This is a genomic window from Streptomyces sp. NPDC001153 (assembly GCF_053598315.1).
The window spans coordinates 1-11,179 of the sequence record NZ_JBSFJZ010000024.1; the positions used below are offsets into that span (position 1 = coordinate 1).

The 11,179-nt window shown below is 73.0% G+C and carries 12 protein-coding genes; 5 read left to right on the top strand and 7 right to left on the bottom strand.

All coding sequences use genetic code 11. From position 1 onward, the window contains the following. The first annotated feature begins 42 nt into the window (after positions 1-42). On the top strand, positions 43-324 hold the full coding sequence (locus ACWDEN_RS26045) for a DUF6332 family protein (protein WP_351621796.1): 282 nt from the start codon (positions 43-45) through the stop codon (positions 322-324). On the opposite strand, the gene ACWDEN_RS26050 is transcribed toward ACWDEN_RS26045, so the two are convergent. From ACWDEN_RS26050 to ACWDEN_RS26060, 3 genes are all read right to left on the bottom strand, one after another. Beyond that, positions 285-950 (bottom strand): response regulator transcription factor, encoded by a 666-nt coding sequence (locus tag ACWDEN_RS26050; RefSeq protein WP_351621799.1) that lies wholly within the window; start codon positions 948-950, stop codon positions 285-287. The genes ACWDEN_RS26045 and ACWDEN_RS26050 overlap by 40 nt on opposite strands. Continuing rightward, positions 947-2,161: a sensor histidine kinase gene (locus ACWDEN_RS26055; protein WP_351621801.1), complete on the bottom strand. Its 1,215-nt coding sequence runs from the start codon at positions 2,159-2,161 to the stop codon at positions 947-949. The genes ACWDEN_RS26050 and ACWDEN_RS26055 overlap by 4 nt, the downstream gene beginning before the upstream one ends. 91 nt (positions 2,162-2,252) lie before the next feature. Then, on the bottom strand, positions 2,253-2,903 hold the full coding sequence (locus tag ACWDEN_RS26060; protein WP_351621804.1) for a TetR/AcrR family transcriptional regulator: 651 nt from the start codon (positions 2,901-2,903) through the stop codon (positions 2,253-2,255). A 185-nt stretch (positions 2,904-3,088) separates the two neighbouring features. On the opposite strand from ACWDEN_RS26060, the gene ACWDEN_RS26065 reads away from it, so the two are divergent. Continuing rightward, positions 3,089-4,126 (top strand): medium chain dehydrogenase/reductase family protein, encoded by a 1,038-nt coding sequence (locus tag ACWDEN_RS26065; protein ID WP_351621806.1) that lies wholly within the window; start codon positions 3,089-3,091, stop codon positions 4,124-4,126. 33 nt (positions 4,127-4,159) lie between these two features. On the opposite strand, the gene ACWDEN_RS26070 is transcribed toward ACWDEN_RS26065, so the two are convergent. Next, positions 4,160-4,852: a TetR/AcrR family transcriptional regulator gene (locus ACWDEN_RS26070; protein ID WP_351621808.1), complete on the bottom strand. Its 693-nt coding sequence runs from the start codon at positions 4,850-4,852 to the stop codon at positions 4,160-4,162. 127 nt (positions 4,853-4,979) lie between these two features. Here ACWDEN_RS26070 and ACWDEN_RS26075 point away from each other — a divergent pair, with 127 nt between their 5' ends. Further along, on the top strand, positions 4,980-5,429 hold the full coding sequence (locus tag ACWDEN_RS26075; protein ID WP_351621811.1) for a nitroreductase family deazaflavin-dependent oxidoreductase: 450 nt from the start codon (positions 4,980-4,982) through the stop codon (positions 5,427-5,429). 88 nt (positions 5,430-5,517) lie between these two features. On the opposite strand, the gene ACWDEN_RS26080 is transcribed toward ACWDEN_RS26075, so the two are convergent. Further along, complete coding sequence (locus ACWDEN_RS26080) at positions 5,518-6,759, bottom strand: geranylgeranyl reductase family protein (RefSeq protein ID WP_351621813.1); 1,242 nt, start codon at positions 6,757-6,759, stop codon at positions 5,518-5,520. Positions 6,760-6,900: 141 nt separating this feature from the next. On the opposite strand from ACWDEN_RS26080, the gene ACWDEN_RS26085 reads away from it, so the two are divergent. Beyond that, positions 6,901-8,256 (top strand): dipeptidase, encoded by a 1,356-nt coding sequence (locus ACWDEN_RS26085; protein ID WP_351621815.1) that lies wholly within the window; start codon positions 6,901-6,903, stop codon positions 8,254-8,256. Positions 8,257-8,318: 62 nt separating this feature from the next. After that, positions 8,319-9,023 carry an MBL fold metallo-hydrolase gene (locus tag ACWDEN_RS26090; protein ID WP_351621817.1) on the top strand — a complete coding sequence of 235 codons (705 nt, stop codon included), beginning with the start codon at positions 8,319-8,321 and terminating at the stop codon, positions 9,021-9,023. 143 nt (positions 9,024-9,166) lie between these two features. On the opposite strand, the gene ACWDEN_RS26095 is transcribed toward ACWDEN_RS26090, so the two are convergent. Then, positions 9,167-10,210 (bottom strand): NUDIX hydrolase, encoded by a 1,044-nt coding sequence (locus tag ACWDEN_RS26095; RefSeq protein WP_351621820.1) that lies wholly within the window; start codon positions 10,208-10,210, stop codon positions 9,167-9,169. Positions 10,211-10,353: 143 nt separating this feature from the next. Then, entirely contained in the window at positions 10,354-10,572 is a 219-nt protein-coding gene (locus ACWDEN_RS26100) for a hypothetical protein (protein WP_351621823.1), read from the bottom strand. Positions 10,573-11,179 lie beyond the last annotated feature (607 nt).

Consider the following 11,179-nt stretch of genomic DNA (forward strand, 5'->3'; position numbering starts at 1 on the left):
GGCCGATTGCCCCGCCGGGCGCCCTTCTGTGAAGCTGGGGGAATGTACGCATACGGGGGACGCCGCAAGGCCCAACAGGACGCGGCGACGGTGGAGATCGGCTACGCGCTGGTGAGCGCCGCCTTCGCGGCGGCGGTGCTGTTCGGGGCCGTGGCCGGTCCGGCGCTGCTCTTCGACCTGCCGCCGCTGCCGTCCAAGGTCCTGCTGCGGCTCGGCATGGCGGTCGCACCGGTCGTGTTCGTGGCCCGCGTGGTGAGTGTGCTGGTGCGCTTCCGGCAGACGGCTCAGCCCAGCCAGCCGGGCCGTACCAACCCCGACTCATAGGCCAGCACGACGAGTTGGGCGCGGTCCCGGGCGCCCAGCTTCACCATCGTCCGGCTCACATGGGTCTTGGCGGTGAGCGGGCTGACCACCAGCCGACGGGCGATCTCCTCGTTGGACAGGCCGATGCCGACCAGCGCCATCACCTCCCGCTCCCGCTCGGTGAGCCGGCCGAGGGCGTCCGCCGCCGCGGGTTCCTTGGAGCGGGCCGCGAACTCCGCGATCAGCCTGCGGGTGACGCCCGGCGACAGCAGCGCGTCGCCCTGCACCACCGCCCGTACCGCGCGGAGGAGTTCGTCCGGTTCGGTGTCCTTGACCAGGAAACCGGAGGCGCCGGAGCGGATCGCCTCGAAGACGTACTCGTCCAGCTCGAAGGTGGTGAGCATGACCACCTTCACGTCCTTCAGCTCCGCGTCACCGGTGATGCGCCGGGTCGCGGCGAGACCGTCCAGCAGGGGCATGCGGATGTCCATCAGGACGACGTCCGGGCGCAGTTCGCGCACCTGGCGCAGCGCCTCCTCACCGTCGGACGCCTCCCCGGCCACCTCGATGTCCGGCTGGGCGTCGAGCAACGCCCTGAAACCGGCCCGCACGAGCGACTGGTCGTCGGCGAGCAGTACCCGGATCACTGGTCCTCCCTGGGGTGCGACGGCAGTACGGCGAGCACCCGGAAGCCGCCGTCGGGGCGCGGGCCCGCCTCGATGGTGCCACCCAGCGCGGCCGCCCGTTCCCGCATGCCGGCCAGCCCCTTCCCGCCGCCCCCGGCGTCGGCGCCGGTGGCCGGGCCGTCGTCGTCTATGCGCAGCCGCAGCGCGTCGCCGTCGTGGGCGAACCGCACGCGCGCGTGCCGCGATCCGGAGTGCCGTACGACGTTGGTCAGGGCCTCCTGGACGATACGGAAGGCGGCGAGGTCGGCACCGGGCGGCAGCTGCGGCGGCTCGCCCTCGACCTCCACGGTCAGCCCGGCCGCGGCGGCCTGTTCCACCAGCTCCGGCAGCCGGCCCAGGCCGGGAGCGGGGGCGCGCGGCGCGGCGCCGGGGGCGCGCAGGGTGTCGAGCACCTGGCGCACTTCGCCGAGCGCCTCCTTGCTGGCGGCCTTGATGGTGGTGAGCGCGGCCCGCGCCTGCTCGGGGTCGCTGTCGAGCAGCGCGAGCCCCATGCCGGCCTGGACGTTGATGACGGAGATGCTGTGCGCGAGGACGTCGTGCAACTCGCGGGCGATCCGCAGCCGTTCCTCGTCCGCGCGGCGTCGTGCCGCCTGGGCCCGGTCGGCGCGCTCCCGCGCCCACTGCTCGCGCCGCACCCGGACCAGTTCGGCCAGGGCTATGACGGCCAGCACCCAGGCGCCGACGCCGATCTCCTGATAGACGTTCGCGCCCTTGTCGCCCGAGGGCGGGAGCCAGCGGTAGAGCCAGAGGGCGACCAGGACGTGCCCCGCCCACAGCAGGCCGACGGCCCCCCACGCCGCCCGCCGGTGCCCGGCGACGACCGCGCTGAAGCAGCCGACGGCGACGGTCAGGAAGACCGGTCCGTAGGGGTAGCCCGCGGCGAGGTAGACGAGGGTCGCCGCCGCGGTGCCGTAGGCCACGGCCACCGGGTGCCGGTGCCGCCACAGCAGCAGGACCGATGCGACGAGCAGCAGCACGCGCGCGTAGCCGTCCAGGGGCACGCGGTGGGGCTGGCTGTGGGCCGCGAAGTGGGTGCCGATCAGGACGAACGCGGTGAGCAGCACGGTGGTGCGCCAGGGCCGGTGGGCCCGGTGCGGCTCCGTCTCGTCGGGTGCGCTCCACCACGGCGGACCGTGCCGCCGCCACCGGCCCGGGGCGCGCTGCTCTTCCATGCAGGCCACGGTAGACGCCGCCGGCCGGCACGGACGTCAGCCGGACGAGGTGATCACGCGTACTCCCGGAGAAGTACGGCAGCCTGTCCGCTCACTCTCCGTCCGCCAGGGCATTCACCTCGGCGGTGAAGAGCGTCTCCGGGTCGAAGCCCATGCCCGTGAAGTGACCGGCGAGTTCCAGGGAGAGGACCCCGTGCAGGCGGGTCCAGAACGCAAGGGCCCGGCGCAGCACGGGCGGCGGGGCGGGGTGGTCGCCCGCCCAGCCGTGATGGTCCGCGAGGTGGCTCTCGAGCGCGTCGGGCGACGCGGCCCGGGGCTCTTCGGCCGCGCAGACGTCCAGCAGGACAGCCATGATCTCCCGGGCGGTCGCGGTGGTGTCGTCCGGCGCCCGGTAGCCGGGGACCGGTGTTCCGTAGACGAGGAAATAGCGCTGGGGATCCTCCAGCGCCCAGCGGCGCATCGCCCGGGCCAGTCCGGACAGCCCCGAGCCTGCCTCAGCCGCGGCGCTGAACGTGTCCGCGAGGCTGCGGTAGGCATCCCGGACCAGCTCGGTGATCAGGTCGTCCCGGCCGCCGAAGTACCGGTAGAGGGCGGGGCCGCTCATGCCCAGCTCCTTGGCGATGGCGTTGAGGGACAGCCCCGACGCGCCCGAGGTGGCGATCTGATCCCAGGCCTTCGACTTGATCTCCGCCCGCACCTGGCTCCGGTACCGCTCCCGGGGACTCGCCGCGCCTGCCGCCATCGCCTTCACCCTCCTCGCCGACGTGGTTTCAACCTATCACTGTCGAGACAGGCCGTAACGGATTCGACAGCGAAGCATTGACATCAGAGCTAGGAGAAGTCATTTTAGTTATAGCTTCTAACGCAAGCGAAGCGCTCTACGTAGGTGTGGTGCATCAGCCACCCCTCTCCGACCCGGAGGTCGTCATGGAAAGCAAGAAGCTCGTCGAGGTCGTCCTGCCGGGCACGGTCGAGCCGGAGGAGTTGCTGCTCCGGCACCGGGACGTTCCGCTGCCCGGGGCCGGGCAGATCGTGGTGCGAGTGGAGGCCACCGGGGTCTCCTTCGCCGAGCAGCAGATGCGCCGGGGCCGTTACTACGACCAGCCGCCGTTCCCGTTCGTGCCCGGGTACGACCTGGTCGGCACGGTTCTCACGACCGGCACCGGCGTCACACCGGGCCTCGTCGGCAAGCGGGTGGCGGCGCTGGTCAAGGTCGGCGGCTGGGCGAGCCATGTGGTGCTCGACGCGGCCGACGCCGTGGAGGTGCCCGCCGGGATCGGTGCGGCGGAGGCGGAGACGCTGGTGGTCAACGGGATCACCGCGTGGCAGATGCTGCATCGCAAGGCCCGGGTGCGCAGCGGCGGAACGGTCCTGGTGCACGGCGCCAACGGCGGTGTCGGCACAGTCCTGGTCCAGCTCGCACGTGCGGCCGGCCTGAAGGTGATCGGTACGGCGTCCGCGCGCCACCACGAGGCCCTGCGCGAACTGGGTGTCACCCCCGTCGACTACCGCACCGAGAACGTCCCGGCCCGGGTCCGGGAACTCGCCCCCGACGGGGTCGACGCCGTCTTCGACCACCTCGGCGGGCGCAGCGTCACCGACTCCTGGCGGCTGCTCGCCCCCGGCGGGACCCTCGTCGCCTACGGCAGCGCCACCACCCGGGACGACTCGGGCTCCAAGCAGTGGCCCGTATTGAAGATCCTCGGCCGGGTGTGGTGGTGGAACACGCTGCCCAACGGCCGCCGCGCCTGTTTCTTCAACGTCTGGGCGGGTCGCGCCCTGAACAAGGACCGCTTCCGAAGCCGGCTGCGCGCCGACCTCACCCAGGTGTTCCACGCCCTGGAACGCGGCGAGGTCACCGCACGGATCGCCGCCCGGATGCCGCTCACCGAGGTCGCGGAGGCGATGCGGTTGGCGGAGTCCGGCACGGTGACCGGGAAGGTCGTCCTGATTCCTGGTGCCTAGGTGCGGACGGGAGCCGGGCCCGGCCTCCGGGCGTCACGGGCCGACCAGCCCCACGCCCCGGGCGAGCCGGGCCGCCGCATGCCGGAAGAAGGTCTCCCGGTCCTCCACCACCCGGTGGAACTGCCCGAACAGCTCGAAGCCGACCAGCCCGAACAGCTGGGACCAGGCCGCGACCAGCGCCAGGGCCGCCTCCGGGGGCAGGTCGGGCGCGAAGTCCGCCACCATGCGCTCGGCCTCGGGACGCAGCTCGGCGGGAAGGGGGAGATCGGCGAGGCCGGGACCCTGGAAGGCGTCACGGACGATGCCGATGAGGAGCAGGCCGACGCGCGAGGCGGCCGGGACGGTGGCTTCGGGGGCGGAGTAGCCGGGTACCGGCGATCCGTAGATGAGGGCGTACTCGTGGGGATGGGCGAGGGCCCAGGCCCGCACCGCCTCGCACACGGCCGTCCAGCGCCGCACGTGATCCGCGCCCGCGGCCGCCGCGTGGGCCGCCTCGGCCGCCTCGCCGAGGGAGTCGTAGGCATCGATGATCAGGGCGGTGAGCAGCTCGTCACGGCTCGGGAAGTAGCGGTACAGCGCCGAGGAGACCATGCCGAGCTCGCGCGCCACGGCCCGCAGCGAGAGCTTGGCCGCGCCCTCCTTCACCAGTTGTCTGCGCGCCTCTTCCTTGATGGCTGCCGTGACTTCCATCCTGGCCCGTGCCCGGGCGCCCCGTGCGGTGCTCATGCGAGCAGTGTGCCATGAACGGAGAGCGGCGCACACAAAAGAGAGCACTGCTCTTGCCCTGGAGCGCCTGTCTCCCCCACACTGAAGTCGAGCGAGAGCACCGCTCTCCCAAACCGTGGGGGTCACCATGTCGACACACGTCAAGAAGCCGGGCTGGTTCACCGTCAACGTCTTCAACCGGGCAGTCAGCTGGCTCACCCGGCGCGGCGTCAGTGTCTGGGGTTCCCGGGTCCTCGCGGTGCGCGGACGCAAGAGCGGACAATGGCGCACCACTCCGGTGAACCTGCTGACGGTGGACGGACAGCAATACCTGCTCGCCCCCCGGGGGCATGTCCAGTGGACCCACAACATGCGGGCGGCCGGCGGCGGCGAGCTGCGGCTCGGCAAGAACGTGGACGTCTTCACCGCCACCGAGATCGCCGACGACGACAAGGTGCCGCTGCTGAGGGCCTACCTCAAGCGCTGGAAGGCGGAGGTCGGGATCTTCTTCGACGGCGTCGGCCCCGACTCCCCGGACGAGGACCTGCGCCGCATCGCCCCCGACCACCCCGTCTTCCACATCACGGTCATGAACTGACCGGATCCTCCGCCGGGCTGCGGCCCCCGGCTCCGGACCGGCGCCGTCCCCCACCGGCGCGGTCCGGGCAGACCCTGGTCCAGGCCGGTCAGGACCCGGCCGGCTCCTCGACCGGCTCCGCCTGCCCCCGGTCCAGCGCGGTCAGGGCGCGCTGGGCGAGGGGGTGGATGCGGACGATCTCGCCGAGGGAGGTCGAGCCCTGGGTGATGTCTCGGAAGGCCCGCCACGCGGGGCGGAAGCCGGTGAGAGCCGCGTGGAAGAGGCCGGGGCGCCTCTCGAACACGGTCAGCAGGCGTTTGCCGACGCTCATCTCGACGCCGAGCCCGGCCTTGATCGCGAACGCGTAGTTCAGGGCCTGGCGGCGGGTGTCCACCGCGTCGTGCGCCTCGGCGATGCGCACCGCCCACTCCCCCGCGAGCCGGCCGGAGCGCAGCGCGAAGGAGATGCCCTCGCGGGTCCACGGCTCCAGCAGCCCTGCCGCGTCACCGCAGACCAGCACCCGGCCCCGGGACAGCGGCGAGTCGTCGGCGCGGCAGCGGGTGAGATGCCCGGAGGAGATGGCCGGCTCGAAGCCGGACAGGCCGAGGCGGGCGATGAAGTCCTCCAAGTACCGCTTGGTGGCGGCGCCTTCACCGCGCGCGGAGATCACACCGACCGTCAGGGTGTCCCCCTTGGGGAACACCCAGCCGTAACTGCCCGGCATCGGGCCCCAGTCGATGAGCACCCGTCCCTTCCAGTCCTGGGCGACGGACTCCGGGACCGGGATCTCCGCCTCCAGGCCGAGGTCCACCTGGTCCAGCTTCACCCCGACGTGCGCTCCTATGCGGCTGGCGCTGCCGTCGGCGCCGACGACCGCGCGGGCCAGCACCGTCTCGCCGCCCTGCAGGACCACGGCGACCGTGCGCCGGTCGGGGACCGCCGAGCCGTGCTGCTCGACCCGCTGCACCGTGACGCCCGTACGCAGCTCGGCCCCCGCCTTCTGGGCGTGCTCGACCAGCTGCTGGTCGAACTCGGGCCGGTTGATCAGCCCGAACAGCATCTGCTTGGAGCGGCGGGTGCGGGTGAAGCGGCCGTTGTTCGAGAAGGTGACCGCGTGCACCCGGTCGCGCAGGGGCAGCTCGAAGCCGGGCGGCAGCGCGTCGCGCGAGGGGCCGATGATGCCGCCGCCGCAGGTCTTGTAGCGCGGCAGTGCGGCTTTCTCCAGCAAGAGCACGCGGCGTCCCGCGACCGCCGCCGCGTAGGCGGCCGAGGCCCCCGCGGGTCCCGCGCCCACCACGACGACGTCCCACACCCGCTCCACGCCGTCCGCCGAAGAGTTCTCGCCGCTCACGTTGGTCTACCGCTCCGATCAAGCCGCTGCCGTAGTGTCCCCCGCATCCTACGGCGGCCGTCGTCGCAGGCCACTGTGGGAGTATCGGGGGCACATACCCTGTTCAAGCTGTTCAACGTCGCACCCACGAGGAGCGTGCCCATGTCGTCGAATCCGGTCGCCGAGACCGTCGCCTCGCTCATGCCCCGGGCCAAGGCGGAGCTGGCCGAACTGGTCGCCTTCAAGTCGGTGGCGGACTTCACGCAGTTCCCGAAGAGCGAGAGCGAGGCCGCCGCGAACTGGGTCGCCGACGCCCTGCGCGCCGAGGGATTCGTCGACGTGGCCCTGCTCGACACCCCGGACGGCACGCAGTCGGTCTACGGCTACCTGCCGGGCCCGGAGGGTGCTAAAACGGTTCTTCTCTACGCGCACTACGACGTGCAGCCGCCGCTGGACGAGGCCGGCTGGACCAGCCCGCCGTTCGAGCTGACCGAGCGCGACGGCCGCTGGTACGGCCGCGGGGCCGCCGACTGCAAGGGCGGCGTGATCATGCACCTGCTCGCGCTGCGCGCCCTGAAGGCGAACGGCGGCGTCCCGGTGAACATCAAGGTGATCGCCGAGGGCTCCGAGGAGCAGGGCACGGGCGGCCTGGAGCGGTACGCCGAGGAGCACCCGGAGCTGCTGGAGGCCGACACCATCGTGATCGGCGACGCGGGCAACTTCCGCGTCGGCCTGCCGACGGTGACCACCACGCTGCGCGGCATGACCCTGGTCCGCGTGCGGATCGACACCCTCGCGGGCAACCTGCACTCCGGCCAGTTCGGCGGCGCCGCCCCGGACGCGCTCGCCGCGATGATCCGCGTGCTGGACTCGCTGCGTACCGAGGACGGCTCCACGACGGTCGACGGTCTCGACGCCACGGGTACGTGGGACGGCCTGGAGTACACCGAGGAGCAGTTCCGCGCGGACGCCAAGGTGCTCGAGGGGGTCGGGCTGATCGGCAACGGCTCGGTCGCCGACCGCCTCTGGTCCCGCCCGGCCGTCACCGTGCTCGGCATCGACTGCCCGCCGGTCGTCGGCGCCACCCCGTCCGTGCACTCCAGCGCCCGCGCGCTGATCAGCCTTCGGGTGCCGCCGGGCGTGGACGCCACGGAGGCGACCAAGCTGCTCCAGGCGCACATCCAGGCACACACCCCCTGGGGCGCCCGGGTCACCACGGAGCAGGTCGGCCAGGGCCAGGCCTTCCGCGCCGACGCCACCAGCCCCGCCTACCAGGCGATGGCCGACGCGATGGCGGTCGCCTACCCGGGTGAGACCATGCAGTACGCTGGCGAAGGCGGCTCCATCCCGCTGTGCAACACCCTGGCCGGCCTGTACCCGCAGGCGGAGATCCTGCTCATCGGCCTCAGCGAGCCGGAGGCGCAGATCCACGCGGTCAACGAGAGCGTGCACCCGCAGGAGCTGGAGCGGCTGTCGGTCGCCGAGGCGCTCTTCCTGCGCAACTACGCGGCGGGCTGAGCCCTTCTGCCTCCGGCAGAGCGCCCTCGCCCAGGGGCGGGGGCGCCGCCTACCGTCGGCGCATGGACGTCATCGAACTGCTCCCCCGGCTGCACCTGCTGCGTTTCCCCGTCGGCCAGGCCTATCTCTGGCGCGACGACGAGGAGTTGACGCTGGTCGACGCGGGCACGATCGGCGCCGGCCGTGCGATCGCCGGGGCGGTCGAGGAACTGGGGCACGCACCCGGCGACGTACGGCGGATCGTGCTGACCCACTTCCACGAGGACCACGCGGGCGGGGCGGGCGAGTTCGCCGCACTGAGCGGCGCCGAGGTACTGGCGCACCATCTGGACGCGCCGTTCGTCCGTGGTGAACTCCCTGGCCCCGCCGCGCGGTTCGAGGGCTGGGAGCTGCCGATCCACGCGGCGGTGGCCGAGCACCTTCCCGACGGCACGCCGGTGCCGCCCGCCGCGGTCACCGGCGTGTCCGACGGCGATGTGCTGGACTTCGGCGGGGGCACCCGGGTCATCCACGTACCGGGGCACACCGACGGCAGCATCGCGCTGTTCCTGCCCGGGGACGGCGTGCTGTTCACCGGGGACACGGTGGCGGCCTCGCCGGTCGACGGATCGGTGATGCCGGGGGTGTTCAACCTCGACCGGCGCCAACTCCTCACGTCCCTTGGCCGGTTGGCCGGGCTGGAGGCGGAGGTGGCGTGCTTCGGGCACGGGGACGCGGTGCTGACGGGCGCCGCGGCGGCCCTGCGTGAGGTGGCGGCCACCGCCTGATCACCGGGCACACCCGCTGCCGCCCGGCGCCGGCCGCAAGGCGACGGGGCCGGGCGCCGGCGCGAGAGAGAGCGGCTGGCCATCGCACGACGCGTGTCTCGTCGCGTGGTCCCGCGGCGGGCCCGGCCGTCGCGGCGACCTGCTCAGCCGACCGGCACCCCGGCCTCCAGGTAGAGCGTGGTCCCCCGCTCGCGGGCCCGCAGTGCCCAGCGCAGCCGCTCGTAGCGGACCGGCGGCAGCATCGCGGCGGCCTCCTGCTCGCCGGCGAAGCGCCAGCCGCGCAGCTCCGGGCCCGGCAGCACCACCCGGGACGCCTCACCGGACTCCAGCCGTCCGCCGTCGAACAGCAGCCGCAGCCCGCCGAAGCCGGGCGGCACCGGCCGTTCCCAGTCCACCACGAGCAGCCGGGGCACCTCCCGCAGCCGTATCCCGGTCTCCTCGGCGACCTCGCGCATCCCCGCGCGGGCCGGTGCCTCGCCGCGCTCCACCACGCCGCCGGGGAACTCCCAGCCGGGCTTGTAGGTGGGGTCCACGAGCAGTACCCGGTCGCGCTCGTCGAAGAGCAGCACCCCGGCGGCGAGGGTCTCGGCGGTCGGCTCGGGGGTCTGCACGATGTCACAGGGCGGTACGGCTCCGCCGGCGACGGCGTCGGCGATGCGGACGGCGGTGGCGTACGGGGTGAGAGCGCTGGTGTCCACGAGGTGGGCGTCGGCGGTGAGCCAGGAGGCGAGGGCGGCGCGGTACGGCTCGATGTGGTCGTACGACCACTGCCGTATGCGCATCTCGCCCTCGGGCAGGTCGGGCGGGACCTCCCGCCCGGCTATTCGCTGGCGCAGGATCGTTTCAGCCGGGGCGAGCAGCAGATGGTGCACGGAGATCCTGCGGGCGGCGAGGCCGCCGAAGATCTCGTCGCGGTACTCCTGGCGGAGCAGGGTCATCGGCACCACGAGGGTCCCGCCCAGCTCGGCGACCATGGCGGCCGCCGTGTCGACCACGAGCCGGCGCCAGATCGGCAGATCCTGGAAGTCACCGACCTCGGCGAGGCGCTTGGCGGGCAGAAGGTGCGTGAGCCCCGAGCCGATGACCTCGGGGTCGAAGAGCGTGCTGTTCGGGATCAGCTCGATCAGTTCCCGTGCGGTGGTGGTCTTCCCCGCACCGAACGCGCCGTTGATCCAGACGACGGTCACGGACTCCCCCTCTTGTGTTGGCCCCCTGAGGCTTGCCCGCTCCACCCTGCCACGGAAACCCCGCCCCGGTGAGGGCGCCGGAACGGGAGTGCCGGTGCCCCCTTCGGCAGGGGCACCGGCACTCGCACCGTGGACCGTCGGCCCTACTGCTGCCCATGGGGCTGGTCGTCGATGGAGAGGCTCTCCAGGGTGACCGGGTGGCCGGCCGAGCCGAGCGTGTCCGGGACGTTGACCGAGTTGAGGCCGTCGAGGCCGTTGAAGCCGTTGAGGGAGCCCTTGTCCGCCGCGTGGGAGGGGGTGACGGCGGCCACGACGAATCCGGTGGCCAGGCTGGCGATGGCGAGCATGCTGCGCTTCTTCATGCACTGACCAACTGCGGACCGGGCCAGGAGTCACGCGGATACCCGCGAGCGGACGACTGGGGTCACTGTCCCGGCGGGAAGAGCCGGGTACCGTCCCGGCCGGCCGATCGGACTGCGGTACCGGCGGGTGGGCCGGGCTGCCGTCCTGGCGGGAGGCCGGACTGCTGTACCGGCGGGAGGCCGGACTGCTGTGCCGGAGGGAGGACCCTGCCGTCCCGGCGGGAGGACCGGGCTGCCGTCCCGACGGGTGGGCCGGGCTGCCGTGCCGACGGGAGGGCCGGGCTACCGTGCCGGCGGGAGGACGGGGCTGCCGTGCCGATGGGAGGGCCGAGCCACCTTACCGGCAGGAGAAAACCGGCTACCTCACCGGCGAGCAGCCCGGGCTACCGCCACGATGCGCGGGGCGAATTGCCTCACCGGCGGGCGGGCCGGGACACCGTACCGGCAGGAGGACCGGGCTACCGTGCCGGCGCGTGGGCCGGGCTGCCGTCCCGACGGGAGGGCCGAGCCATCTTACCGGCAGGAGAAAACCGGCTACCTCACCGGCGAGCAGCCCGGGCTACCGCCACGATGCGCGGGGCGAGTTGCCTCACCGGCGGGCGGGCCG